Source organism: Marichromatium sp. PS1, from assembly GCF_041155115.1.
Lineage (GTDB): Bacteria > Pseudomonadota > Gammaproteobacteria > Chromatiales > Chromatiaceae > Marichromatium > Marichromatium gracile.
Window position 1 is genome coordinate 184,170 of the sequence record NZ_BAAFHB010000002.1, and the last position, 23,310, is coordinate 207,479.

24 protein-coding genes are annotated in these 23,310 nt (G+C 69.7%); 9 read left to right on the top strand and 15 right to left on the bottom strand.

The genetic code is table 11. From position 1 onward, the window contains the following. Positions 1-11: 11 nt before the first annotated feature. A complete protein-coding gene (gene rpmE, locus ACAM26_RS02095; RefSeq protein ID WP_005222923.1) occupies positions 12-215 on the bottom strand; it encodes a 50S ribosomal protein L31 in 204 nt (67 codons plus the stop codon). A gap of 192 nt (positions 216-407) precedes the next feature. On the opposite strand from rpmE, the gene ACAM26_RS02100 reads away from it, so the two are divergent. Genes ACAM26_RS02100 through gspD form a run of 4 tightly spaced genes read left to right on the top strand, consistent with a single transcriptional unit; the run spans position 408 to position 4,807 of the window. Further along, on the top strand, positions 408-1,499 hold the full coding sequence (locus ACAM26_RS02100) for a PilN domain-containing protein (RefSeq protein ID WP_369613044.1): 1,092 nt from the start codon (positions 408-410) through the stop codon (positions 1,497-1,499). Continuing rightward, on the top strand, positions 1,496-2,104 hold the full coding sequence (gene gspM / locus ACAM26_RS02105; protein ID WP_123141203.1) for a type II secretion system protein GspM: 609 nt from the start codon (positions 1,496-1,498) through the stop codon (positions 2,102-2,104). The genes ACAM26_RS02100 and gspM overlap by 4 nt, the downstream gene beginning before the upstream one ends. Then, a complete protein-coding gene (locus ACAM26_RS02110; RefSeq protein WP_132228399.1) occupies positions 2,101-2,649 on the top strand; it encodes a type II secretion system protein N in 549 nt (182 codons plus the stop codon). The genes gspM and ACAM26_RS02110 overlap by 4 nt, the downstream gene beginning before the upstream one ends. A 31-nt stretch (positions 2,650-2,680) precedes the next feature. Next, positions 2,681-4,807, top strand: coding sequence for a type II secretion system secretin GspD (gspD, locus tag ACAM26_RS02115; RefSeq protein ID WP_369613045.1), 2,127 nt, complete (start codon positions 2,681-2,683; stop codon positions 4,805-4,807). A gap of 193 nt (positions 4,808-5,000) precedes the next feature. On the opposite strand, the gene ACAM26_RS02120 is transcribed toward gspD, so the two are convergent. The 4 genes from ACAM26_RS02120 to ACAM26_RS02135 form a co-directional block, all read right to left on the bottom strand. Further along, on the bottom strand, positions 5,001-5,627 hold the full coding sequence (locus ACAM26_RS02120; protein ID WP_190287965.1) for a LysE family translocator: 627 nt from the start codon (positions 5,625-5,627) through the stop codon (positions 5,001-5,003). Positions 5,628-5,857: 230 nt separating this feature from the next. Then, positions 5,858-6,436: a 16S rRNA (guanine(966)-N(2))-methyltransferase RsmD gene (rsmD, locus tag ACAM26_RS02125; RefSeq protein WP_123141226.1), complete on the bottom strand. Its 579-nt coding sequence runs from the start codon at positions 6,434-6,436 to the stop codon at positions 5,858-5,860. Next, positions 6,423-7,769 carry a pitrilysin family protein gene (locus tag ACAM26_RS02130; protein WP_123143127.1) on the bottom strand — a complete coding sequence of 449 codons (1,347 nt, stop codon included), beginning with the start codon at positions 7,767-7,769 and terminating at the stop codon, positions 6,423-6,425. The genes rsmD and ACAM26_RS02130 overlap by 14 nt, the downstream gene beginning before the upstream one ends. Further along, complete coding sequence (locus ACAM26_RS02135) at positions 7,759-9,135, bottom strand: pitrilysin family protein (protein WP_123141198.1); 1,377 nt, start codon at positions 9,133-9,135, stop codon at positions 7,759-7,761. The genes ACAM26_RS02130 and ACAM26_RS02135 overlap by 11 nt, the downstream gene beginning before the upstream one ends. Before the next feature lie 470 nt (positions 9,136-9,605). Here ACAM26_RS02135 and ftsY point away from each other — a divergent pair, with 470 nt between their 5' ends. The 3 genes from ftsY (at position 9,606) to ftsX (ending at position 12,567) form a co-directional block, all read left to right on the top strand. Further along, positions 9,606-10,859 carry a signal recognition particle-docking protein FtsY gene (gene ftsY, locus ACAM26_RS02140; RefSeq protein WP_369613046.1) on the top strand — a complete coding sequence of 418 codons (1,254 nt, stop codon included), beginning with the start codon at positions 9,606-9,608 and terminating at the stop codon, positions 10,857-10,859. An 80-nt stretch (positions 10,860-10,939) separates the two neighbouring features. Next, entirely contained in the window at positions 10,940-11,608 is a 669-nt protein-coding gene (gene ftsE, locus ACAM26_RS02145) for a cell division ATP-binding protein FtsE (RefSeq protein WP_005222939.1), read from the top strand. Positions 11,609-11,610: 2 nt separating this feature from the next. Continuing rightward, entirely contained in the window at positions 11,611-12,567 is a 957-nt protein-coding gene (gene ftsX, locus ACAM26_RS02150) for a permease-like cell division protein FtsX (RefSeq protein WP_123141224.1), read from the top strand. Here ftsX and ACAM26_RS02155 read toward each other — a convergent pair. The 4 genes from ACAM26_RS02155 to ACAM26_RS02170 all read right to left on the bottom strand — a co-directional run bounded on the left by ACAM26_RS02155 (position 12,564) and on the right by ACAM26_RS02170 (position 15,443). Then, entirely contained in the window at positions 12,564-13,358 is a 795-nt protein-coding gene (locus ACAM26_RS02155; protein ID WP_123141197.1) for an endonuclease/exonuclease/phosphatase family protein, read from the bottom strand. The genes ftsX and ACAM26_RS02155 overlap by 4 nt on opposite strands. A gap of 129 nt (positions 13,359-13,487) precedes the next feature. Further along, a complete protein-coding gene (locus tag ACAM26_RS02160) occupies positions 13,488-14,120 on the bottom strand; it encodes a cytochrome c (protein ID WP_123141196.1) in 633 nt (210 codons plus the stop codon). Positions 14,121-14,337: 217 nt separating this feature from the next. After that, entirely contained in the window at positions 14,338-14,793 is a 456-nt protein-coding gene (locus ACAM26_RS02165; RefSeq protein ID WP_369613047.1) for a copper chaperone PCu(A)C, read from the bottom strand. Continuing rightward, complete coding sequence (locus tag ACAM26_RS02170; RefSeq protein ID WP_369613048.1) at positions 14,793-15,443, bottom strand: SCO family protein; 651 nt, start codon at positions 15,441-15,443, stop codon at positions 14,793-14,795. Before ACAM26_RS02170 ends, ACAM26_RS02165 begins: the two co-directional genes overlap by 1 nt. A gap of 540 nt (positions 15,444-15,983) precedes the next feature. On the opposite strand from ACAM26_RS02170, the gene ACAM26_RS02175 reads away from it, so the two are divergent. Further along, the gene (locus ACAM26_RS02175) at positions 15,984-16,763 is read left to right on the top strand and encodes a zinc-dependent peptidase (protein WP_369613049.1); all 780 of its coding nucleotides are present in this window, start codon (positions 15,984-15,986) and stop codon (positions 16,761-16,763) included. Positions 16,764-16,791: 28 nt separating this feature from the next. Here the strand turns inward: ACAM26_RS02175 and ACAM26_RS02180 are convergent, their stop codons facing one another. The 6 genes from ACAM26_RS02180 to pabB form a co-directional block, all read right to left on the bottom strand. After that, the gene (locus ACAM26_RS02180) at positions 16,792-17,439 is read right to left on the bottom strand and encodes a carbonic anhydrase (RefSeq protein WP_062274195.1); all 648 of its coding nucleotides are present in this window, start codon (positions 17,437-17,439) and stop codon (positions 16,792-16,794) included. An 85-nt stretch (positions 17,440-17,524) separates the two neighbouring features. Next, on the bottom strand, positions 17,525-18,184 hold the full coding sequence (locus ACAM26_RS02185) for a hypothetical protein (RefSeq protein WP_369613050.1): 660 nt from the start codon (positions 18,182-18,184) through the stop codon (positions 17,525-17,527). A 33-nt stretch (positions 18,185-18,217) separates the two neighbouring features. Continuing rightward, entirely contained in the window at positions 18,218-19,039 is an 822-nt protein-coding gene (aroE, locus tag ACAM26_RS02190) for a shikimate dehydrogenase (protein ID WP_123143443.1), read from the bottom strand. 150 nt (positions 19,040-19,189) lie between these two features. Continuing rightward, the gene (gene hemB / locus ACAM26_RS02195) at positions 19,190-20,203 is read right to left on the bottom strand and encodes a porphobilinogen synthase (protein ID WP_369613477.1); all 1,014 of its coding nucleotides are present in this window, start codon (positions 20,201-20,203) and stop codon (positions 19,190-19,192) included. 117 nt (positions 20,204-20,320) lie between these two features. After that, positions 20,321-21,244, bottom strand: coding sequence for an oxygen-dependent coproporphyrinogen oxidase (hemF, locus tag ACAM26_RS02200; protein ID WP_369613051.1), 924 nt, complete (start codon positions 21,242-21,244; stop codon positions 20,321-20,323). Positions 21,245-21,379: 135 nt separating this feature from the next. Then, the gene (gene pabB / locus ACAM26_RS02205; RefSeq protein ID WP_369613052.1) at positions 21,380-22,762 is read right to left on the bottom strand and encodes an aminodeoxychorismate synthase component I; all 1,383 of its coding nucleotides are present in this window, start codon (positions 22,760-22,762) and stop codon (positions 21,380-21,382) included. Positions 22,763-22,885: 123 nt separating this feature from the next. Between pabB and ACAM26_RS02210 the strand changes: the two genes are divergently transcribed. Further along, a complete protein-coding gene (locus tag ACAM26_RS02210; protein ID WP_369613053.1) occupies positions 22,886-23,251 on the top strand; it encodes a 4a-hydroxytetrahydrobiopterin dehydratase in 366 nt (121 codons plus the stop codon). Positions 23,252-23,310 lie beyond the last annotated feature (59 nt).

Genomic DNA, 23,310 nt, shown 5'->3' on the forward strand with positions numbered 1-23,310 from the left:
CGGCGCGAGACTTAGCGCGCGTAGCGACGACGGAACTTGTCGACGCGACCGCCGGTATCGATCACCTTCTGCTTACCGGTGTAGAACGGGTGGCAGGCGGAGCAGACTTCGACCTGCATGACATCGTTCCCCAAGGTGGAGCGGGTGGCAAATTCGTTCCCGCAGCTGCAGACCACCTTGACTTCGGCGTATTCCGGGTGGATTCCTTCTTTCATGGCTGACCCTTCTGGCCCGGCTCGGGCTGTGGAAAATTCAGTAAACGCGCGAGGATACCACGCACACCCACCCTGCGCAATTGTCAAGACCGAGGCATCGACCAGCGGTCGCGCATGCTGGCCGACGCCCACGCAATCGATCTACACTTGCCCCGCCGCGACCGCCAGACCGACCAGGATCGTCCCCTCTTCATGGCCCAGACCGACACCCGCGAGCCCCGCCATCGCACCGCGGCACACTGGCTCGACGCACTCGATGCGCGGCTCCAGCCCGCCCGTATCCGGATCGCCCGCTGCCTGCCGGAACGACTGCGTCGGGCGCTCATCGAGCGCAACCGCAGACTGCTGATCGAGCCCGATGACGGCCAGGCCCGACTGACGCAGCTGCGCGGCGAGGCCCGCGAACCGGTCGGCAGCCTCACGCTCGACACCGAAGAGCGGCTGCCCGAGGCACTCGCCGACCATCGTCGTCGCACCACGCTGCGCCTGCCCGAGACCGCGGTGCTGCGCCGCGAGCTCTCGCTCCCCGCCCAGGTCAGACCGCGCCTGAGCGAGGTGCTCCACCACGAACTCGACCGGCTCTCGCCCTTCCCCGCCGACCAGCTCTTCTATGATGCGCGGCTGCTGCCGACGGCCAAGCGCGCCGCACGCATCCGCGTCGAGCTCGCGCTCTGTCCGCGCGCCCCGCTCGAGGACTGGCTCGCGCGGCTGGCGCGGGCCGGAGCCACGGTCGAGCGCATCGACTGGAGCGGCGCCTGGCGCGGGGCCAACCTGCTGCCACCGCATCGGCGTCCCCGTCGTCGGCCGCCGCGACTCGGGACCGACGGCTGGCTCGCGCTGCTCGCGCTGACGCTGCTGATCGCGGCGCTGGCGTCCCCGCTGTGGCAGCGTCATGCCCATCTCGCGCGGCTCGAGCAGGCGCTCGGGGCGGCGCGCGCCCAGGCGCTCGAGAGCGACCGGGTGCGCCAGGCGCTCGAACAGGCCCGTCAGGGCAGTCTCGTCGCCCTCGAACAGCGCCGTCTCCAGCCCCGCGCGCTCGAACTGCTCGGCGCGCTCAGCACCCGCCTCCCCGACGACACCTGGGTGCAGAGCCTGGAGTTCGACGGTCGCCAGGTCGAGCTGACCGGTGAGTCGGCGAGCGCCACGGCGCTGATCGCCCTGCTCGAAGGCGCCCCCGGGATCGCCTCGGTGCGATTCCGCTCGCCGGTGGTCCAGATCGACCGCAACGGCAAGGAGCGCTTCAACCTCGCCTTCCAGCTGGAGGCGGCGGAGCCTGCACCATGACCCGGGGACGCACCGACTGCCTGCTCGTCTGGGGACTCGCCGGGTCGCTGCTGGCCGGCCTGCTCGCGCTGACGCTGCTGCCCTGGTGGCTCACACTCGACGCGCTCGATGCACGCATCGCCAGCGCCGAGGACCGGCTCGCGCGCTATCAGCGCATCGCCGCCGGGCTCCCGGTGCTGCGCACCGAACTCGAACGGGTACGCACCGATCCGACGCTCGCCGGGCTCTATGTCCAGGCCGCCACCGAGACGATCGCCGGCGCCGAACTGCAGCGCCAGCTCCAGGAGATCATCGCCGCCGCCCGCGGCCGACTGATCAGCGTCCAGCTCCTGCCGGCCACCAGCGCGGATGCCGAGGCACCCACCCGCCTCCATGTCCGCGCCCAGATCCAGGGCACCACCGCGACCCTGTTCGAGATCCTCTACCGCATCGAACAGGCCCGCCCCCTGCTCTTCGTCGAGCGGCTCTCGGCGCGCTCGGCGGCACAGCCGGAGCAGCGGCTGCGCGCCAGTCGCGCCGCCCCCCCGTCACTGGCCACCGCGCCCGAGGGGGCGCTGATGCTGCGGCTCGACGTATTCGGTTTCGTGCGCGGGGAGGAGACATGAGCCGCACGCCCGCGCTCATCGCAAACATCGTGCTCGGCGGGGTCCTGGTCTGGCAGTGGCACGACTGGCGCACGCCGCTGCCCACCCCGGCCCCTCGGGCGACGGTGACCGAACACGCCGACGAGCCGCTCGCCGCACGGCTCGCGCCGCCGCCCCGGGCGCACTATGCCGAGGTGCTCGAACGACCGCTGTTTCGTCCCGACCGTCGCCCTCCCCCACCCCCGGCCCCCGTCCAGGCAAGCGCCGAACAGCACCGGGCGGCGATCGCGCTCGAACGCCTCACCCTCACCACGGTCCTGATCACCCCCCGTCAGCGCGCCGCCTGGGTGCGCATCGCCGACGACGGCGGCGACAGCCAGCGCGTCGAGATCGGCGATCGACTGGGCGACTGGAGGGTCTCGGCGATCCACCCCGACCACCTCCTGCTCGAGCGACAGGGCCGGGCCGATCGGCTACCATTGCGCGACTTCACCCGGCCTGGCGCGGCACCAGCGACGGCGCCCGGCGGACCCGACCGGCGCCCGTCACCGTCGTCACGGCCCTGATCCAGGAAGCCAGATCGAGACCCGAGGTCCCATGGACGCAGACCCCAGACCACGCACCACCAGCGCCCTGTTGCTGACGCTGCTGGTCCTGCTCGTGCTCGGTGGCTGCGAGCGCGCCGACTGGGACCCCACGCTCAGGGTCGGCGACCCGGCCGGACACGTCGTCGATGCCGATCGCCAGCGCGGCGGCGAGCACCGTGGCGGTACCAGCGCCACCACCATCGCGCTCGGCGACGGCGACACCCGCGCCCGCACCCGCGACTTCATCGACCCCGGCAACGGCACCGTGGTGCAGCGCATCGCCCGCCCCCAGGTCGACACCACCCCGGGCGAGGTCACCCTCAACTTCGAGCGTACCGACATCCGCGAGGTGGTACGGGTGATCCTCGGCGAGGTGCTGCAGCGCGACTATGTGCTCCATCCCGCGGTACAGGGCGAGGTCTCGCTGCAGGCCCAGGCGCTGCGACGCGAGCACCTGCTGGCGACCCTCGAGACCCTGCTGCGGATGAACGGCGCGGCACTGGTCGAGCACGGCGGCGGCTACCAGATCCTGCCGCTGACCAACGCGCTGCAGGGCCAGGTCGTGCCCCAGCTCGGCGAATCGAGCCGCGCGCTGCCGGCCGGCTACAGCGTCCAGGTGATACCGCTGCGCTATATCGGCGCCGCCGAGATGGGGCGCATCCTCGAGCCGCTCGCCCCCGAGGGCAGCATCCTCCGGGTCGACACCCAGCGCAACCTGGTGGTGCTCGCCGGCACCGGCCCGGAGATGGCCAACCTGCTCGACACCATCCGGGTGTTCGACGTCGACTGGATGGCCGGGCTCTCGGTCGGCTTCTTCATGCTCGAGTTCGCCAAGGCCGAGGCGGTGGTCGAGCAGCTCACCACCCTGCTCGACACCAAGGAGGGCGGCGCGCTCGACGGGGTGTTCCGCTTCGTCCCGATCGAGAGCGCCAACGCGCTGCTGGTGGTCTCGCCGCAGCAGCGCTATGTCGAACGCGCGCGCGACTGGATCAAGCGTCTGGACATGGCCGAGGCATCGGGCGAGGCGACCGAGCGGCTGTTCGTCTATCGCGTCCGTCACGGCAACGCCGAATCACTCGCCGAGATCCTCTCGGAGCTGTTCGGGGGCGGTCGGAGCGAGGGGCAGCGCAGCCTCGGCGCGGTGGCCCCGGGGATGGAGCGGGTCAACCTCGATGCCGGCGGCGAGGGTGGCGAGACCGCGAGCGCCCGCTCCCGGGCCCGCGCCCACCGTCTCGACACCGGGGTCAGCATCGTCGCCGACGCGGTCAACAACTCGCTGCTGATCAAGGCCAGCGCCCGCGACTATCAGAAGATCCTCGACGCGCTCAAGCAGCTCGATATCGTCCCGCTGCAGGTGCTGGTCGAGGCGACCATCGTCGAGATCACCCTCACCGGCAATCTCGAATACGGCGTGCAGTGGGACTTCTTCGGCCTCGCCACCGCCGACCAGCGCAGCAACTTCCGTCTCGACGGCACCCTCGACGGCGCCAAGGACTCGGGCATCGGGGCCATCTTCCCCGGCTTCACCTGGTCGGTGATCTCGCGCCCCGACACCATTCGCGCCACGCTCAGCGCACTGGCCGGGCGCAACCTCGTCAACGTGCTCTCCTCGCCCTCGGTGATGGTGCTCGACAACCAGACGGCGAAGATGCAGGTCGGCCAGCAGGTGCCGGTGGCCACCGCCCAGCAGCAGAGCACCTCGACCACCGACCGCATCGTCAACAGCATCGAGTACCGCGACACCGGGGTGATGCTGTCGGTGAAACCACGCGTCACCCCCGGGGGCATGGTGCAGATGGAGATCGAGCAAGAGGTCAGCACCGTGGCCACCACCGAGAGCTCGAACCTCGACTCGCCCACCTTCCAGACCCGCAACATCACCAGCTCGGTGGCGGTGCGTTCCAACCAGGCGGTGGTGCTCGGCGGACTGATCCAGGACCAGCGCGAGGACGGCAAGCAGGGCGTCCCCGGGCTCTACGACCTGCCGATCGCCGGCGCCCTGTTCGGCGAGCGCAGCAAGAAGGCCAACCGCACCGAACTGGTGGTCATCCTCACCCCCAGGGTGATCGCCAGCGACCAGGACCTCGAGGCCGTCACCCGCGACTTCCGCAGCAAGGTCAAGGGGTTGGAGTTCTAATGCTCGGTTCTCAGAAGACTGAACCGCAAAGGCGCGAAGGGCGCAAAGGACTTTGATCAGCGGGTATCGTTGCGGCTTCCGACTGGAAGCCGGCGGCTGACCTCAGACCGCACCAAGCAACCTATGCCACTGTATCTATTGACTTTCTTCGCGTTCTTCGCGCCTTTGCGGTTCAACTTCCCCAGCGCCCGCCTCAGCGCGAGGCGGTGGCGAGCTTGAGGGCGAGGCCGGCGAAGACGGTGCCGGCCAGCCGGTTGAGCATCAACTGGGCGCGGGGTGAGCGGCGCAGCCGGGCGCCGAGGGTGCCCGAGGACCAGGCGATGGCGGAGAACACCAGCAGCGCCGAGAGCATGAACAGCGCACCGAGCAGCAACAGCTGCAGGGTCAGCGGGCCGCGCGCGGGGTCGGCGAACTGGGGCAGGAAGGCGAGGAAGAAGATCGCCACCTTGGGATTGGTGGCGCTCATCAGCACGCCACGGGCATAGAGCTGGGCGGGGCGCGGCGCAGTGGCGCCGCTGCCGTCGAGCGCGCAGGCCCCGGCGCGGAACGCCTGCCAGGCGAGATAGAGCAGATAGAGCGCGCCGAGCACCTTGAGCACGGTGAAGGCGAGCGCCGAGGCGGCGAACAGCGCGGCCACGCCGAGCGCCACCGCAGCGGTATGGAGCATCACCCCGGTGCACAGCCCGAGGGTGACGAAGATCCCCGCCAGCCGGCCGTGCAGGGCCGACTGGGTGAGGACGAAGATGTTGTCCGGCCCGGGCGCGAGCGCCAGGGCGACCGAGGCGGCGAAGAACAGCAGCGCGGTATCGAGGGGCAGCATGATGGGGCGACCGTGAAGAAGAACGATCGCCCATCAATACCACGCGCACCCCGCCCGCGCACCCCGCCCCACCCGAGACCGTCAGCTGCCCCCTGGAGCCTGGCAGCTGGCGGCTGGCGGCTGGTAGCTGGAAGCTGGAAGCGCATCCCTCCTTCGCGCCCTTTGGGCCTTTGCGGTTCAAATTCCTGGCGACTGGCGGCTGGAAGCTGGCGACTGACTCGAAAACAGCGTCATTCGAGATCCTCGGCGAGCAGCCCGTAACGAACCTGACCGGCACACTTGTCGCGCAGCAGCACCCAGCCCGGCGGCGCCTCCGGCAACCCCTCCTGACGTCCGCGCTCGACATAGAGACGCCCGCCCGGCGCCACCCAGCCGTCCTCGATCAGTCGCGTCAGCGCCGGGGCGAGCAGGTCCGCGGCGAAGGGCGGGTCGAGGAAGATCAGGTCGAAGGGGCGCGGCGGGGTGGTGGCGAGCCAGTCCAGCGCATCGGCGCGGACCACCTCGACCGACCGCTCGCCGAGGGTACGGACATTGACCTCGAGCTGACGCGCCGCGGCCGCGGCGCGCTCGATCAGCACCACCTCGCCGGCGCCGCGCGAGCAGGCCTCGAGCCCGAGCGCGCCGCTGCCGGCGAAGAGGTCGAGACAGCGCGCCCCGGCGATCGTCGGCGCCACCCAGTTGAACAGGGTCTCGCGCACCCGATCGGCGGTCGGGCGCAGCCCCGGCTGATCGAGTACCGGCAGCCGACGACCGCGATGGCGGCCGCCGACGATGCGCAGTTGGTGCTGCCCCGACCTACTCGGGCGCATCGGCCCGTGCCGTCTGTCCGGCGCCACCGCCGACCTGCACCAGCACCATCCGCTCGGGATCGACCCGACGCGCGAAGGCATCGCGGATCTGCGCGGCATCGACCGCCTCGACACGCTCGGCAAAGCGCGCGAGATGATCGAGCGGCAGGTCGTAGAAGCCGATCATCGCCAGGTACTGGACGATGTCGCCGTTACTGTCGATGCGCAGCGGGAAGCCGCCGGTGATGTTGCGCCTGGCGGCGTCGAGCTCGTCCTCGGTCGGCCCCTCGGCGATGAAGCGCTCGAGGGTCTCGCGCATCACCGCGATCGCCTGCTCGGCCTGATCGTTGCGGGTCTGCAGCCCCATCAGGAAGGGACCGGGGCGGTCCAGCGGCAGGAAGTAGCTGTAGACGCTGTAGGAGAGTCCGCGCTGCTCGCGCACCTCGTGCATCAGCTGCGAGACCAACCCGCTGCCGCCGAGGATATGGTTGCCGACATAGAGCGCAAAGTAGTCGGGATCACCGCGACGCATCCCCGGCTGACCGACGAGCACCGCCGTCTGGCTCGACGGGAAGGCGATGTGGCGCTGCGCTGCCTGCTCGAGCGCCGCCACCTCGGGCAGCGCCGGGGCCGCCTCGCCGCGCGGCAGCACGCCGACCACGCGCTCGGCGAGACGCTCGGCGCCGGCGCGATCGAGCGCGCCGACGATCGCCACCACCGCGTTGGCACCGACCAGATAGCGTTGGTGGAAGGCGACCAGATCGTCGCGGGTGATCGCACCCACCCCCTCGGCGGTGCCGGACGGGTCCTCGGCATAGGGGTGATCGCCATAGATCGCCCGATAGAAGGCACGGCTGGCCTGGGTACGCGGCGACTCCTGCTGCTGGCGCAGCGCCACCAGACGATTCTCGCGCACCCGTTCGAGATCGACCGCGGGGAAGCGCGGCGCGGCGAGCAGGGCGGTGAGGGTGTCGAGGGCGGTATCGAGCGCCGGCTCACGGGTCAGGCTGCGCAGCGACACCGAGAAGATGTCGCGATCGACCCCGCTGCCGAACTCGGCGCCGACGCCCTCGAGACGAGAAGCGATGGTATCGGCGTCCCACTCACCGGCGCCCTGGGCGAGCATCGCCGCGGTCAGCGAGGCCAGCCCGGGACGGGCGCCGTCGCGCGCGCTGCCGGCATCGAAGGCCAGGCGCAGATCGACCATCGGCAACCCAGGTGCGGCGACGAACAACACCCGGGCGCCGTTGTCGGTCTCCCAGGTCTGGATCTCGGGGGTGGCCTGGACGAGCCCGGCGGCGCACAGCAGCAGGGCGCCGAGCCAGAGGCGCGGGCGGAAGCGATCAACGGACATGAGCGGCTCCTCGATGGGACATGGCGGGTGCGGGTGCGGCGGCGGGATCGATCGGTTGCGGATCGAGCACGGCGACGGTGAGCCGGTCGGCCACCAGATACTTGCGCGCGACCGCCTGGATCTGCTCCGGGGTCACCGCGGCGAGCGCATCGACATAGCGATCGGCCAGCTCCCAGCCGAGCCCCACGGTCTCGAGCTGACCGAGCAGCATGCCCTGATAGAACAGCGAGTCCTTCTCATAGACCTTGTCGGCGATGAGCTGATTGCGCACCCGCTCGAGCTCGGCGGGGTCGACCGGCGCGTCCTGCAGCCGCGCGATCTCATCGCGCAGCGCCTGCTCGAGCTCGTCGATGGCGTGGCCCTGGGCGGGGACACCCTCGAACAGGAACAGCCCGGGCAGCCGCCCGAAGGCGCTGTAGCCGGCGCCGACCGAGGCGGCCACCTCGCGCCCGCGCACCAGCTCGCGCTCGAGACGCGCGCTCTTGCCGCCGTCGAGCACCGAGGCCAGGACCTCGAGCGCATAGGGCTCCCACGCGGTCTCGGCATCGATCACCGCCGGGGCCTTGTAGCCCATCAGCAGATAGGGCTCCTGCGCCGGGGCCTTGACCCGCAGCCGCTTCTCGCCGAGCTGCTCGGGCTCGGGGCGGCGCTTCGGGGTGGCGATCGACTCGGCCTGCAGCGGCCCGAAGTGACGCTCGGCGAGGGCGAAGACCTGCTCGGGATCGACATCGCCGGCGACCACCAGGGTGGCGTTGTTGGGGGCGTACCACTGCCGGTACCAGTCACGCAGGTCCTCGACCCGGAGCTCCTCCAGGTCGCCCGGCCAGCCGATCACCGGGATGCCGTAGGGCGAGGCGTCGTAGGCGGTGGCGTTGAAGCGCTCGTAGGTGAGCGACTGCGGGTCGTCGTCGGTGCGCATCCGCCGCTCCTCCTTGACCACCTCCAGCTCCTTGGCGAACTCCTCCGGGTCGAGCGCCAGGTTGCGCATGCGCTCGGCCTCGAGCTCGAAGGCGATCTCCAGCCGATCGCTGGCGAGGTTCTGGAAATAGGCGGTGTAGTCGCGGCTGGTGAAGGCGTTCTCCTCACCACCGTTGGCGGCGATGATGCGCGAGAACTCGCCCGGGGCGAGTCGCTCGGTGCCCTTGAACATCATGTGCTCGAGCAGGTGCGAGATACCGGTGATACCGCCGTACTCGTAGCTCGAACCGACCCGATACCACACCTGACTGGTGAGCACCGGGGCGCGATGATCGGGCTTGACCAGGACCTTGAGCCCGTTGTCGAGCTGGTGTTCGTAAACCGTCTGGCCCGCGCCCGCCGCCAGCGGCAGCAGACAGACCAGGGTCGCAATGAATCGTCGTGACATGGACACCCCATAGTCGGAAAGACAAGGACGATAGATATGGTCAGCTTAACCGGTCCCCGAGTTCCGGGCAGCGTCGAAGCGCAATGGCGGCGCCAGCGGCCAGCGGCCAGCGGCCAGCGGCCAGCGGCCAGCGGGAGATCCAACCACAAAGACGCGAAGGACACGAAGGGGTCGAGACGTAGGATGGGATGCGTGACCGTGCGCCGACGCCGGCGATTGACATCGACCCTATCCGGTCACGCACCCCATCACCCCGGCTCATCGGCATGCTGCACCTTGCCAAGCCGATCAGGCTGGCGGCTGACGACTGGCGGCTGGTGGCTGGAAGCTGGTGGCCGAAGGCCGAAGGCTGCCGCCTGGCGGCGATCAGCCGTCGATCTGTTAGCATTGCGACATCCCGGGGCGGTCGCGACCGCCCCGCTCGGCGCGCCCGCGCGCACCGCCCCATCAACACGAGAATTCCCGTCGACATGTTTGGTTTCGGAAAGAAGCACAAGACCGCATCCAGCGACGCGCCCGCAACCGAGGCGCAGGAACAATCGTCGCGCAAGCCGCTGTTCGGACGCCTGTTCGGCGGCGGCAAGGACAAGACCACGACGCCCGAACAGGCGCCGGTCGCGGAACTCGAGCGCGCAGCCCCGGCGCCAGCCGCGCCGAGCGCCGAGTCCACGCCCGCACCCGAGCCGCCGCCCGAGCCGCCGCAGCGCACCTTCGTGCCGCGCGCGCTCGAGCAGCGTCGCGAGGAGCCCGTCGCCTTCGAACTGCCCGACCTCCCCGACGAGGCCCCCGAGCCCGAGCCGGAGGGCGGCGGCAAGCTGTTCGGTCGGCTGCGCGAGCGACTCAGCCGCACCCGGGTCAAGCTCGGTGGCGGCATCGGTGAGCTGGTGCTCGGACGCAAGCGGATCGACGACGAGCTGCTCGAGGAACTCGAGACCCTGCTGATCACCGCCGATGTCGGCATCGAGGCGACCACCCGGATCATCGGCGATCTCACCGAGCAGGTGCGGCGCAAGACCCTCACCGACCCGCAGGCGTTGGTCGACGCCCTCAAGGCCGAGCTGCGCGGCATCCTCGAACAGGCCGACGCCCCGGTCGCCCAGCCCGCCGAGGGCAAGCCTCAGGTGCTGCTGATGGTCGGCATCAACGGCGCCGGCAAGACCACCACCATCGGCAAGCTCGCCAAGCGGCTGCAGGAGGAGGGCAACAGCGTGATGCTCGCCGCCGGCGATACCTTCCGTGCCGCCGCCGTCGAGCAGCTCCAGACCTGGGGCGAGCGCAACAACATCCCGGTGATCGCCCAGCACACCGGCGCCGACTCGGCCTCGGTGATCTACGACGCGCTGCAGGCGGCGACCGCGCGCGGCACCGACGTGCTGATCGCCGACACCGCCGGGCGGTTGCACACCAAGAGCAACCTGATGGACGAGCTCAGCAAGGTGGCGCGGGTGATGAAGAAGATCGACCCCGAGGCGCCGCACGAGGTGATGCTGGTGGTCGACGCCACCACCGGGCAGAACGCCCTCGCCCAGGCCGAGCACTTCCATCGCGCGGTGGGGCTGACCGGCATCACCCTCACCAAGCTCGACGGCACCGCCAAGGGCGGGATCGTGTTCGCGATCGCCGAGCGGCTGCAGGTGCCGATCCGCTTCATCGGCGTCGGCGAGACGATCGAGGACCTGCGCTACTTCGACGCCGACGAGTTCGTCGACGCCCTGCTCGGCTGAGCGCCGCTGGAGGCGCGACCGAGCCGCCCAACCGCCGCCCCGGCGACCGCGCCGGGGCCGTGCCCGGAGTGCACCGCGCGATGATCGAGTTCGACCACGTCCACAAACGCTACCCCGAACGCGGCGAGGCGCTCAGCGACATCAGCTTCGCGCTCGCCGCCGGCGAGATGGCCTTCCTCACCGGTCACTCGGGCGCGGGCAAGAGCACCCTGCTGCGGCTCATCGGGCTGCTCGAACGCCCCAGCCGCGGGCGCGTGGTGGTCGACGGACGCGACCTCGGCGCCCTGCCCCGCCGCCAGATCCCGCTGCACCGTCGCCAGGTCGGGATGATCTTCCAGGACCACCGTCTGCTGGCCGATCGCAGCGTGTTCGACAACGTCGCCCTGCCCTTGCAGGTGATGGGCTACGGCCAGCGCGAGATCGGCCGACGGGTGCGCGCCGCGCTCGATCACGTCGGCCTGCTCAAGCGCGAGCGCGCCACCCCGGTGGCGCTCTCCGGCGGCGAGCAGCAGCGTGTCGGCATCGCTCGCGCGGTGGTCGCGCGCCCGCCGCTGCTGCTCGCCGACGAGCCCACCGGCAACCTCGACCCCGAGCTCTCGCGCGAGATCTTCGAGCTGTTCGAGCGCTTCCAGTACGTCGGCGTGACCCTGCTGATCGCCACCCACGATCTCAGCCTGGTGGCGCGCATGCCCTATCGCACCCTGACCCTGGCCGACGGTCGGCTGGTCAACGACTCCGGGGGATGGTGAGCATGTCGCGCGTGCGCCGTCCCAGTGCCCGTCCCTCCGAGCTGCTGCTGATCTGGCTCGCCCACCATCTGCGCAGCGCCCGCGAGTCGCTGCGCCGGCTGTTCGGCATGCCGCTGCCGACGACCATGACGGTGGCGGTGCTCGGCATCTCGCTGGCACTCCCGGCCACCCTCTATGTCGGCACCGACAACCTGCGCGCGATGACCGGGCGCTGGGACCAGACCGCGGCGATCTCGCTGTTCCTCCGTCACGAGGTCGACAGCAGCGCGGCGCGGGCGCTCGCCGAGCGCCTGCGCGCGCGCCCCGAGCTGGCCCGTGTCGAGCTGATCGAGCCCGAGCAGGCGCTCGCCGAGTTCAAGGAACTCGGCGGCTTCGAGGGCGCGCTCGAGGCGCTCGATGACAACCCGCTGCCGGCGGTCTTGGCGCTCTACCCGACCCCGAGTCACGCCACCACCGGGCAGCTGCGCGCGCTCGAACAGCAGATGGTGACCCTGCCCGAGGCTGACTTCGCACGCATGGACACCCTGTGGATCGAGCGGCTGCAGGCGATCCTCGCCCTCGCCGAGACCGCCACCCTGCTGCTCGGCGCCCTGCTCGGGCTCGGGGTGTTGCTGATCGTCGGCAACACCATCCGGCTGGAGATCCTCAATCGGCGCGGCGAGATCGAGATCATGGAGCTGGTCGGCGCCACCGCCGCCTTCATCCGCCGTCCCTTCCTCTATGCCGGTGCCTGGTACGGACTGCTCGGCGGGCTCTGCGCCACCCTGCTGGTGACCTTCTCGACCGGGGCGCTGCAGGGCTCGGTGTCGCGACTCGCCGCGCTCTACGGCGGTGAATTCCGGCTCGCCGGACTGGGGCTCGACGGCACCCTGGTGGTGCTGCTCGCCGGCATCACGCTCGGACTGGTGGGGAGCTGGATCGCGGTCGGGCGTCACCTGCGCGGGGCCGAGGCGGACTAGACCAGCGGGTTGGCGACGCGACGCGGGATGCCGGGGTCGGCGAAGTCCAGCCCCTCGGGGAGTTCGATGGTGGTGCTCAGCGGCAGGTGGTCGGAGAGGGCGTAGTCGATCACCTCGGCGCGGGTCACCCGCAATGGGCGCGAGACCAGGATGTGGTCGAGGTTGTGCCGGGGACGCCAGCTCGGGAAGGTCTTGCGCTCGCAGTCGAGACCACGCATCCCCGAGTCGACCACCATCGCGCGCAGCCCCTTGGAGCCGCAGCCGCAATTGAAGTCACCCATCAGCACCAGATAGGGATACTCCTCGGCCAGCTCGAGCAGATAGCCGAACTGGCGGCGGCGCGCCCGCCAACCGAGGGCGAGGTGGACGATACCGACGGCCAGACGACCGCCCTGCTCGAAGGGGAATTCGGCCACCATCACCCCGCGCCCGGGCAAACCCGGCAGGCGGTGCTCGCTCACCCGCTGCGGTCGCAACCGGCTGAGCAACCCGTTGCTGTGCTGGGCGAAGGGCGCGAGATTGCGGTTGACCTGCCGGTACCAGTGCGGAAAGGCGCCCTGCCGGGCGAGATACTGGATCTGGTCGACATAGGCGCTGCGCAGGCTGCCGGCGTCGACCTCTTGCAGCCCGACCACGTCGAAGCGCTGCAGCAGCTGGGCGATGCGCGCAAGGTTGATCAGCCGCTCGGAATGCGGCAGCAGATGCTTCCAGCTATTGGTGAAATAGTCGCTGTACCGACGCGAGTAGATCCCCGCCTGGACGTTGTAGCTCAGCAGATTCAGTTGCCGCATGTTCGGCTCGTCGGACTGCTCGTCGGTGGCCAGACCCTAGCACAGCCCGCCGACTCGACCAAGCACCTGGCCGAAAAAGAAAAAGGGCAGCCGAGGCTGCCCTTTCGCGTGATGCGCGCGGTCGCTGGATCAGTCGTTGCGCAGACCCTGGATGTACTGCGACACCGCGGCGATCTCCTTGTCGGTCATGCGCGCGGTGACGCCGCGCATCATGCCGTTGGGATCGTTGGCGCGCTCGCCCTTGCGGAAGTACTCGAGCGTCTGCTTGACGTAGTCGGCATGCTGACCGGCGAGACGCGGGAACTTGGACAACCCCTGGCCCATGCCGGCCGGCCCGTGACAGCCACTGCAGGCGGGCACGCCGCTCTTGGGGTTGCCGGCGCGATAGATCTTCTCGCCGAGTGCGGCCAGCTCACGATCGGCAACACCACCGGTCTGCACCTGCTGCGAGTAGTAGGCGACGACGTCGCGCATCTCCTTCTCGGTCAGCGGCATCGCCATCGGGGTCATCTGCACGTTGTAGCGCTCGCCGTTCTTGAACTGCACCAGCTGCTTATAGGCGTACTCGGGGTGCTGACCGGCGAGCTTCGGCCACAGCGGCACGATGCTGTTGCCGTCAGCCGCGTGACACGCCTGACAGATTGCCTTCGCCTTGGCCTCGCCCGCTTTGGGGTCGCCCAGTTCGAATCCGTCCGCGGCCATCGCCGCGCCGCTCATCAATACCGCCGCCGCCGAAACCGAAATCAGCCAAGTCTTCATCATTGCAAATGCCCAGTGTTCGTGGTTCATGGCCGCGCCGCCGTCCGGTGACGGGTGGGCCTCGAGGAAGAAGGTGGAGAAAATCCTGCGATATATATCAGAATTTCGTCATATGGGTCAAATTACACGCCGTTCCCGACATGTCTCTGCAGAGACAGACCAGCAGCCGTAAAGATCCCGACCGTCTCTCGTCGAGCGCGGGGTCGATGCGGGCGAGGCCTCAATGACCCTGGTGCCCCACCCCGCCTCCGAGCGCACGCACCGGGACATCGAGTCCGATCCGGGAACCGTCGTCGAGCTGCAGCTCCAGCGCCACCAGCTCATCGACCAGCAAGGGCTGTCGCAGCCCGATCAACATCAGGTGCAGCCCACCGGGGGCGAGGCGTACCCGCTCACCGGCGGGTAGCGCGATACGCTCGATCCGGCGCATCCGCATCATCCCGCCCTCCTCGCGGTGGGTGTGCAGCTCGACCACCTCGGCCACCGGGCTCGTCGCCGCGACCACGGCCCGGTCCACCGCACCGTCGTTCTCCAGCACCATGAAGGCCGCGCTGTTGGGCTGCCCCGGTGGCACGGCACGCACATAGGCCTCATCGACCACCACGCCGTCGGGTTGGGCCGCCCACAACGGCGCCAGCCAGCACGACAGCAACACGATCAGCAGAAGGCTCCTCATCACGACTCCTCCGAATGGAATGGGCCTGCCGACCCGGTCGGCGCAAGACCGAGCAACCCGTGAATACGCTCGACGATCCGCTCGGGCGCGGTGGCGTGGGGGAGCTGCCCCACCAGGCGTCCCTCGGGATCGACCAGCACGGTATTGGCCGAGTGGTCGACCAGATAGCCGAGCGCCGAGTCCGGTTGCTCGACCCGCCGGTAGGCCGCGCCGTAGCGTGCGGCGATCTCGGCCAGCTGCTCGGGGGGACCGGTCAGACCGATGATCGCGGGATGGAAATAGGCGGTGTACTGACGCAACCGCTCGGGGTCGTCGCGCTCGGGGTCGACGCTGACAAAGAGCACCTGGACACGCTCGCGGACCTCCGGGGTCAGCTGGCCAAGCGCATGGGCGATGAGGGCGAGGTTGGTCGGACAGATATCCGGGCACCAGGTGTAGCCGAAATAGATCAACACGACCTTGCCGCGCAGTCCCGACAGGCTCACCGGTCCAGCGGCGGAGACCAGGGTGAAGTCGCCCCCTCGCGGCGCCGAGGCGAGGGCGGGTCCGGGGACGGACGGGGACAGGCGCTCGAACAACAGCCAGCCGACCGGCACGAGCAGCACCAGCGAGAGCGCGATGGTGACCAGGAGCGATGGCGTCCGTTGCATGGATCTCCCTGCCGAGCGGCTCGGCTCGCAACCCCACGATGGTCCAATAGTGCGTGGAGTCGCGACCGACATCAAGCCGGAGCCCCGCAAGCGGTCAGCCTTCAGCCGCCAGCGAGCGTCATCGCGCCACCCCTCGCCCCTCGCCCCTCGCCCCACGACTGGCGACTGGCGGCTGGCGGCTGGCGGCTGGCGGCTGATGGCTGATGGCTGATGGCTGATGGCTGGCAACTGGTAGCTGGTAGCTGATAGCCCTCCCCCCCTTCGCACCCTTTGGGCCTTTGCGGTTCAAAATTCCTGGCGACTGGCGACTGGCGGCTGACGGCTGACGGCTGACGGCTGGCGGCTGGCGGCTGGCGGCTGACGGCTGGCTACTGGCAGCTGGCGGCTGGCGGCTGGCGGCTGGCAACTGGCGGCTGGAGGCTGAAGGCTGAAGGCTGATCGCCCCCCCTTTGCCCCGCGCCCCCGATCGGTTTCAATGCCCTCTTTAACCCGCCTTCACAGGAGCCCCTCGATGGATCAGGCAGCGGACGGACGGCGCGCATGGGCGCGCTGAGTCAGTGGTGGCGCGCGCGCCGGATCGAGCGGGTGAGTCGGATGTTCTCGACGCGCGATTGGGAGTCGGCCTGGGAGGCGCTGCCACTGCTCGCCGGGTTCGACCCGGAGACGGCCGAGCGGCTGGAGACCCTGGCGCTCGAGTTCCTCCGCACCAAACGCATCGAGTGTGCCCAGGGCGTCGCGCTCACGGCTACCGAGCGACTGCGGATCGCGCTGCAGGCGGCACTGCCGGTGCTGAAGCTGGGGCTCGACTGGTACCGCGGATGGTACGCGGTGATCGTCTATCCCGAGGAGTTCGTCCCCGAACGCGAGGTGATGGGTGACGACGGCGTGGTGTGGATCGAACAGGAGGCCAAGAGCGGCGAGTCCTGGGAACAGGGCCCGGTGATCCTGTCCTGGGCCGATGTCGTCGCAGGTGGCCGCGGCGAGGGCTACAACGTCGTCATCCACGAGCTCGCCCACAAGCTCGACATGCGCGCCGGCGCGCCCAACGGTTGCCCGCCGCTGCACCCGGGGATGTCGAGCGCCGACTGGCAGCGTGACCTCGCCGCCGCCTATGCAGACCTCTGCACCCGGGTCGAGGCCGACGAGGAGACCGCGATCGACCCCTATGCCAGCGAATCGCCGGCGGAATTCTTCGCGGTGACGAGCGAATACTTCTTCGAGTGGCCTGAGTTGCTGATCGAGACCTATCCGGCGGTCTACGCACAGCTGCGCGCCTTCTACCGCCAACACCCGCTGGCGCGACTGGCGGCGGACGCCTGAGCCCGACGCGGACCCAGGCGCAAACGGGTCACTCCTGATCCCAACCCTCGGGCACGCCGTCGAAGAAGTCGACCAGCCCGGTCTCGAGCGAGTACTCGGCACCGACCACCATCAGCCCTTCGCGCTCGATCAGCGATTCGAGGATCGCCGAGCCGTGACGCAGATGGTCGACCGAGGCGCGCACGTTGGCGCGCACGGCGGCATGGCGCAGCGCCTCGCGATCCTCACGCAGCTCGGTCTCGAGCAACCCCTCGATCGAGGGCTTCACCCGGTCGACGATGGCGGCGACGTTGCGCGACTCGCTGTCGGCGCCGTCGAGCATGGTCTCCAGGGTGGCACTGATCGCACCGCAGCAGGAGTGACCCAGCACCACCACCAGCTTGGTGTCGTAACGCGAGGCGGCGAACTCGACGCTGCCGACCTGCGAGGGCGCAACGATGTTGCCCGCCACCCGGATCACGAACAGGTCGCCGAAGCCTTGGTCGAAGACCAGCTCGGCCGGCACCCGCGAGTCCGAGCAGCCGAGGACGATGGCAAAGGGGCTCTGCCCCGACAGCAACCCGGCGAAGTCGGCATGGGTGATCGCGTTGTTGGAGGCGCGGAGTTCGGCGGCGAAGCGGCGGTTGCCATCGCGCAGACGGCGCAGGGCATCCACGGCGGAGATCTTGTTGGTCATGAAGCAGTCTCAGTCGTTGTCGTCGCGAAGATGGACGGCGGACGGAGTCCGCGCGTCCGGGAAACCTCACCCGCGACCGGGGCGTTCAGCGGGCCACGTCGACGAGCGCGGCGAGCCGGCGGCGCGGCTCGACGCAGTCGACACCCGCCGCCTCGAGGCGCGCGAGCAGCGCCTCGCCGTCGCGCACCAGGGTGCGACGCTGCAGCTCGTCGAACAGCGCGAGCGCGGCGTCGAACTCCTCGGCGGGCACGCTCAGCAGGGTCGGCAGCAGCTCGCTCGGCCCGATCGGCCCCTCGGGGTCGAGCAGATCGCCCACCAGCGGCTGGCGCAGCAGCGCGAAATGGGTCGCGCGGGCGCGCTCGAACTCGGCCAGCGCGGCGCTCGCCTCGGGGTCGTCGCGGGTGGCGCGGGCGAGACTGCGGGCGATCGTCTCGATCAGCCCGGCGAGCGCCTCGCGCTCGCGCTCGAGCGCCGCGGGCAGCCCGAAGCTCTCCTCGTAGAGCTGCTCGAGCGTCTCCTTGAGCGCCATCACCTCGGTACCGTCGCCGTGCTCGCCGAGCTTGGCGGCGCGCTCCAGCTGTTGCGCGAAGCGCTCGCGAAAGCGCTCGAGCGCCGCCCGATCGGCGGTGCGCGCGGCCTCCAGCGCCGCCGGATCGAGCGGCGCCGGCGGCCAGCCGAAGAGCGGATTGTCCTGACCGCGCAGCAGTTGGCGCTCGCGGCGCCCGGGGATGTGGTTCGACTCCATGACGCGCTCCAGCGTGATGAGGGATCGGCGCGCTCAGTCGGCGGCGCGCAGCATGGCGATGACCTCGGCGGTGCGCGGACGCACCCCGCGCCACAGCCGGAAGGACTCGGCGGCCTGCTCGACCAGCATGCCCAGGCCGTCGAGACTGTGCGCCGCGCCGTGTGCCCGTCCCCAGCGACAGAAGGCGGTCGGCGCCGCGCCGTAGAGCATGTCGTAGGTCCAGCCGCCGGGGGCGAGCAGATCGGCGGGGATCGGCGGCACCGTGTCCGAGAGCCCGCTCGAGGTGGCGTTGATCACCAGGTCGAAGCGCTCGCCGGCCAGCGCCTCGAAGCCGCAGCCGGAGACCGGCACCGCGCCCGAGCCCAGCGCTGCCAGGGTATGGGCGCGCTCCGGGGTACGGTTGGCGATCACCAGCTCGCGCAGCCCGCTCTCGAGCAACGGCACCAGCGCGCCGCGCGCCGCGCCGCCGGCGCCGAGCAGCAGCACCCGGGTGCCGGCGAAGACGAAGCCGTGGTTGTCGGCGAGATCGCGCACCAGCCCGATGCCGTCGGTGTTGTCGCCGCGCAACCGGCCGTCGGCGAGCGCGATCAGGGTGTTGACCGCGCCGGCGACCTCGGCGCGCTCGCTGCGCTCCTCGACCAGCGCCCAGGCCTGCTCCTTGAACGGCAGGGTGACGTTCAGGCCGAGCCCGCCCTGGGCGAAGAAGCGTTGGACATCGCCGGCGAAGTCGTGCCGATCACCGAGGATCCGGCCATAGTCGATCGCCTCCCCGCACTGCTGGGCGAAGGCGGCGTGGATCGTCGGCGACTGACTGTGTTCGATCGGATTGCCGATGACGGCGTAACGATGGAGCATCTCGGGGCGACCTGTCCGGCGCGGTGAGGCGCATTCGCAAAGACCCGCCCCGGAGGCCCGGCGCGGGTCAGGAAACTGTCGATCGAGGGCGCGAGCGCCCGGGAGCCGGAGCGCGCGAAGCGGTGCCGCGCGCCCGGGGACATCAGGGGATCAGGCCCCCAGCCAGCGGGCGATGTCCTTGGAGTAGTAGGTGAGGATACCGTCACCACCGGCGCGCTTCATCGACACCATCGCCTCGAGCACCACCGCGCGCTCGTCGAGCCAGCCGTTCATGCTCGCGGCCTTGAGCATCGCGTACTCGCCGCTGACGTGATAGACGAAGGTCGGGGCACCGAACTGGTCCTTCACCCGACGCACGATGTCGAGATAGGGCATGCCGGGCTTGACCATCACCATGTCGGCGCCCTCGGCGAGATCGAGACCGACCTCGTGCAGCGCCTCGTCGGTGTTGGCCGGGTCCATCTGGTAGGTGTACTTGTTGCCCGCGCCGAGGTTGGCCGAGGAGCCGACGGCGTCACGGAAGGGGCCGTAGTAGCTCGAGGCGTACTTCGCCGAGTAGGCCATGATGCGGGTGTGGATATGACCGTCCTGCTCGAGCGCGGCACGCACCGAGCCGATGCGCCCGTCCATCATGTCGGAGGGGGCGACGATGTCGGCGCCGGCCTCGGCATGGGAGACGGCCTGACGCACCAGCACCTCGACGGTGGGCTCGTTCATCACGTAGCCCTGGTCGTCGATCAGGCCGTCCTGACCGTGGGTGGTGAAGGGATCGAGGGCGACGTCGGTCATGATGCCAAGCTCGGGCACCGCATCCTTGATCGCGCGCACCGCACGCTGGGCCAGGCCATCGGGGTTGTAGGCCTCGCGCGCGTCGAGCGACTTGACCGAGTCCGGGGTGACCGGGAACAGCGCCAGCGCCGGGATCCCCAGGCGATGGACCTCGCGTGCCTCCTCGACCAGCAGGTCGACGCTCAGGCGCTCGACCCCGGGCATCGATTCGACCGCCTCGCGCTCACCCTTACCCTCCAGCACGAACACCGGGTAGATCAGGTCGTCCGGGGTCAGGGTGGTCTCACGCATCATCCGGCGCGAGAAGTCGTCGCGACGCATCCGGCGCATGCGGGTGACAGGGAAGGCGGCACGCGAAGTATCAAGGGGTGACATCGACATCAAACCTCGGGGGGCGAATCCTGGGCGACCGGGCCTATCCCGGCGCTTCAGCCGGGTAACATAGCTCAGCCGCCGTCGTGGCTCCAGTCACGACGGCAGCAAGACCACGATTCAAGCGGTCTCGGTCAACCAGTCGCGCGGCTCGAGGAAGTGTTCGTGGAGTTCAGCCTCGGGGCTGCCGGGCTCGGGGGTGAAGTCATAGCGCCAGCTCACTGCCGGTGGCAGCGAGACCAGGATCGACTCGGTGCGGCCTCCCGACTGCAACCCGAACAGGGTGCCGCGGTCGCACACCAGGTTGAACTCGACGTAGCGCCCGCGCCGATAACACTGGAAGTCACGCTCGCGCTCGCCGTAGACATGTGCCCAGCGTCGCTCGACGATCGGCAGATAGCCGCTGAGATAGTGATCGCCGACACTGCGCATGAAGGCAAAGCTGTTATCGAAGCCGTCCCGATCGAAGTCGTCGAAGAAGATCCCGCCGATACCGCGCGGCTCGTTGCGATGCGGCAGGAAGAAGTACTCGTCGCACCAGCGCTTGTAGCGCGGATAGAGATCCTCGCCGAAGGGCACGCAGGCGGCCTGGGCATTGCGGTGCCAGTGCACCGCATCCTCTTCGAAGCCGTAATAGGGGGTGAGGTCGAAGCCGCCGCCGAACCACCACACCGGCTCGGTCTCTGGGTGCTCGGCGAGGAAGAAGCGGACATTGAGGTGCGATGAGGGCACATAGGGGTTCTGCGGGTGGACCACCAGCGAGACCCCCATCGCCTCGTAGCTGCGCCCGGCCAGTTCAGGACGCGAGGCGCTCGCCGCCGCCGGCAGGGCCTCGCCGCGCACGTGCGAGAAGTTGATCCCGCCCTGCTCGAACAGCACCCCGTCCTGCATCACCCGGGTGCGACCGCCCCCCCCATCGGGGCGCTCCCACAGATCCTCACGAAAACCGGCGCCGCCATCGGTGTCGCGCAACGCCTTGCAGATACGATCCTGCAACATCAGCAGATAGGACTTCACGGCCAGGGTATCGGGTCGGTTGGACATCGGTGTGCGCCTCATGCTGGGTTCGATGATGAGCGGGGTCGCACCACACACGAGCATGGTGACACCCCACCGGGGATCGATCATAGAACAGCCCGGCGCGACGTCCACCCATGCACAGGCCCCGGCGGACTTCACTCAACCGTTGCGATCACGCAAGCATTCGAGCAGCTCGAGCAGCGGAGCGGCCTTATCGAGGGTCTCGCGATACTCGGCCTCAGCCTCGGAATCGACGACGATGCCACCACCGGCCCACAGCCGAGTCCGACCCGCGGCGTGCACCAGGGTGCGGATGGCGATATTGGTGTCCATCGCACCGTCATGGCCGAGATAGCCGATGGCACCGCAGTAGGGACCGCGCGGCGCCGCCTCGAGCTCGTCGATCACCGCCATCGCCCGACGCTTGGGGGCACCGGTGATCGAGCCGCCGGGGAAGGCCGCGCGCAACAGCTCGACGGCGGAGCGTCCGGGCGCGAGCCGCCCGCTGACCGTGCTCACCAGATGATGCACCCGGGCATAGTGCTCGATTGCGAACAGCGCCGGCACGCGCACGCTGCCGTAGTCGCACACCCGTCCCAGGTCGTTGCGCAGCAGATCGACGATCATCAGGTTCTCGGCGCGGTCCTTGGGGCTGAGCCGCAGCGTCTCGGCAAGGGCACGATCACGCGCCGGATCGGGGTCGCGCGGACGGGTTCCCTTGATCGGCCTGGTCTCGACCAGCCCGTCACGCACCTCCAGGAAGCGCTCCGGCGAAGAGCTCAGCACCTGCCAGTCGGGCCCCTGCAGATAGGCCGAGAAGGGCGCGGCATTGAGTTCACGCAACAGCCGATAGGCGTGCCAGGGATGACCGCTGGCAGGCACCGAGAAGCGTTGCGCGAGATTGACCTGATAACAGTCGCCGGCGTGCAGATAGGCATGGATGCGCGCGATCGCCTCGACATAGGCGGCGTGCGACCAGTCGGGGCGCACCGCACCGTGGGTGCGATAGGGCGGCAGCCGCGGCACCGGGGCCTTGAGCAGACCGGTGCGGCGATCGAGTTCATCATCGGTCGGGGCGAACAGCCAGGCACGACGGGTGTGGTGGTCGACCACCACGCCCCAGTCATAAAGCCCGACGGCAAGATCGGGTGGCGCACCCGGCTCGCGGGCACGCTCGGGCAACCCCTGCAGACGGCGCCCGAGGTCATAGCCGAAGAAACCGATGGCACCACCGGCGAAGGGCAGCCCATCCGGAGCGGGGCGGGGCGGACCGAGGGCGTCGGCGAGCAGGACGAAGGGGTCGGCGCCGGAGCAACGCCGGGCACCGTCGGCATCAATCAGCGTGGTCTCGCCCCCCCGCGTCACCAGCACCCGGCGCGGATCGGCACTGAGGATGTCGTAGCGCCCCTGAACGGTGAAGGGGCGCCCGCTGTCGAGCCACACCGGCCAGCGGCGTTGCAACAACGGCGCAAAGCACGCCGTGCAATCCTCGACATAGGGGATCTCGCGGATCAGCGGACCCGCCGGGGGGCAATCAGGCATCGGTAGTCGATTCTCGAGACTGACGACCGCTGGCAGACTTGGCGATTCCCTGTCCCACCCTTACTCTCGAAGCGACGAGGCGGGATGCAGCCGCGCCCGCGGACTTGCGGAGGAGCGACGACCATGGCGACCCCACGACCACTGTTATCATCGGACATCAACCGGCGATTGAACGAGGCGCTGCCACACTGGCGTCATCAGGACGGCGCGCTGAGGCGCGACTACCGCACCAGCGGCTGGCGGGCGACACTGCTTGCAGCCAACGCCATCGCGCATCTCGCCGAGCTCGCCTGGCACCACCCCGAGCTGGAGCTCGGCTACGATCACATCGGGATCCGGCTCAGCACCCACTCGGCTGGCGGGGTCACCGACCTGGACCTGGCGCTGGCCGAAGAGATCGAGCGCTGGCTCGGATGGCGTCCGGGACCAGACTCGGCGTTGAGCGGCACCCCGGCGGAACATGCCTATCTCATCGACGATGCAGGATGATGGGCGGCTGACACGAAAAAAGCCCGCGACATGCGGGCTTTTTTCGATGCTCGGGCGCG

Excerpts from the sequence above, each read along its gene's own strand:
- rpmE (WP_005222923.1), bottom strand. The coding sequence starts at position 215 with ATGAAAGAAGGAATCCACCCGGAATACGCCGAAGTCAAGGTGGTCTGC.
- ACAM26_RS02100 (WP_369613044.1), top strand. The coding sequence starts at position 408 with ATGGCCCAGACCGACACCCGCGAGCCCCGCCATCGCACCGCGGCACAC.
- gspM (WP_123141203.1), top strand. The coding sequence starts at position 1,496 with ATGACCCGGGGACGCACCGACTGCCTGCTCGTCTGGGGACTCGCCGGG.
- ACAM26_RS02110 (WP_132228399.1), top strand. The coding sequence starts at position 2,101 with ATGAGCCGCACGCCCGCGCTCATCGCAAACATCGTGCTCGGCGGGGTC.
- gspD (WP_369613045.1), top strand. The coding sequence starts at position 2,681 with ATGGACGCAGACCCCAGACCACGCACCACCAGCGCCCTGTTGCTGACG.
- ACAM26_RS02120 (WP_190287965.1), bottom strand. The coding sequence starts at position 5,627 with ATGCTGCCCCTCGATACCGCGCTGCTGTTCTTCGCCGCCTCGGTCGCC.
- rsmD (WP_123141226.1), bottom strand. The coding sequence starts at position 6,436 with ATGCGCCCGAGTAGGTCGGGGCAGCACCAACTGCGCATCGTCGGCGGC.
- ACAM26_RS02130 (WP_123143127.1), bottom strand. The coding sequence starts at position 7,769 with ATGTCCGTTGATCGCTTCCGCCCGCGCCTCTGGCTCGGCGCCCTGCTG.
- ACAM26_RS02135 (WP_123141198.1), bottom strand. The coding sequence starts at position 9,135 with ATGTCACGACGATTCATTGCGACCCTGGTCTGTCTGCTGCCGCTGGCG.
- ftsY (WP_369613046.1), top strand. The coding sequence starts at position 9,606 with ATGTTTGGTTTCGGAAAGAAGCACAAGACCGCATCCAGCGACGCGCCC.
- ftsE (WP_005222939.1), top strand. The coding sequence starts at position 10,940 with ATGATCGAGTTCGACCACGTCCACAAACGCTACCCCGAACGCGGCGAG.
- ftsX (WP_123141224.1), top strand. The coding sequence starts at position 11,611 with ATGTCGCGCGTGCGCCGTCCCAGTGCCCGTCCCTCCGAGCTGCTGCTG.
- ACAM26_RS02155 (WP_123141197.1), bottom strand. The coding sequence starts at position 13,358 with ATGCGGCAACTGAATCTGCTGAGCTACAACGTCCAGGCGGGGATCTAC.
- ACAM26_RS02160 (WP_123141196.1), bottom strand. The coding sequence starts at position 14,120 with ATGATGAAGACTTGGCTGATTTCGGTTTCGGCGGCGGCGGTATTGATG.
- ACAM26_RS02165 (WP_369613047.1), bottom strand. The coding sequence starts at position 14,793 with ATGAGGAGCCTTCTGCTGATCGTGTTGCTGTCGTGCTGGCTGGCGCCG.
- ACAM26_RS02170 (WP_369613048.1), bottom strand. The coding sequence starts at position 15,443 with ATGCAACGGACGCCATCGCTCCTGGTCACCATCGCGCTCTCGCTGGTG.
- ACAM26_RS02175 (WP_369613049.1), top strand. The coding sequence starts at position 15,984 with ATGGGCGCGCTGAGTCAGTGGTGGCGCGCGCGCCGGATCGAGCGGGTG.
- ACAM26_RS02180 (WP_062274195.1), bottom strand. The coding sequence starts at position 17,439 with ATGACCAACAAGATCTCCGCCGTGGATGCCCTGCGCCGTCTGCGCGAT.
- ACAM26_RS02185 (WP_369613050.1), bottom strand. The coding sequence starts at position 18,184 with ATGGAGTCGAACCACATCCCCGGGCGCCGCGAGCGCCAACTGCTGCGC.
- aroE (WP_123143443.1), bottom strand. The coding sequence starts at position 19,039 with ATGCTCCATCGTTACGCCGTCATCGGCAATCCGATCGAACACAGTCAG.
- hemB (WP_369613477.1), bottom strand. The coding sequence starts at position 20,203 with ATGTCACCCCTTGATACTTCGCGTGCCGCCTTCCCTGTCACCCGCATG.
- hemF (WP_369613051.1), bottom strand. The coding sequence starts at position 21,244 with ATGTCCAACCGACCCGATACCCTGGCCGTGAAGTCCTATCTGCTGATG.
- pabB (WP_369613052.1), bottom strand. The coding sequence starts at position 22,762 with ATGCCTGATTGCCCCCCGGCGGGTCCGCTGATCCGCGAGATCCCCTAT.
- ACAM26_RS02210 (WP_369613053.1), top strand. The coding sequence starts at position 22,886 with ATGGCGACCCCACGACCACTGTTATCATCGGACATCAACCGGCGATTG.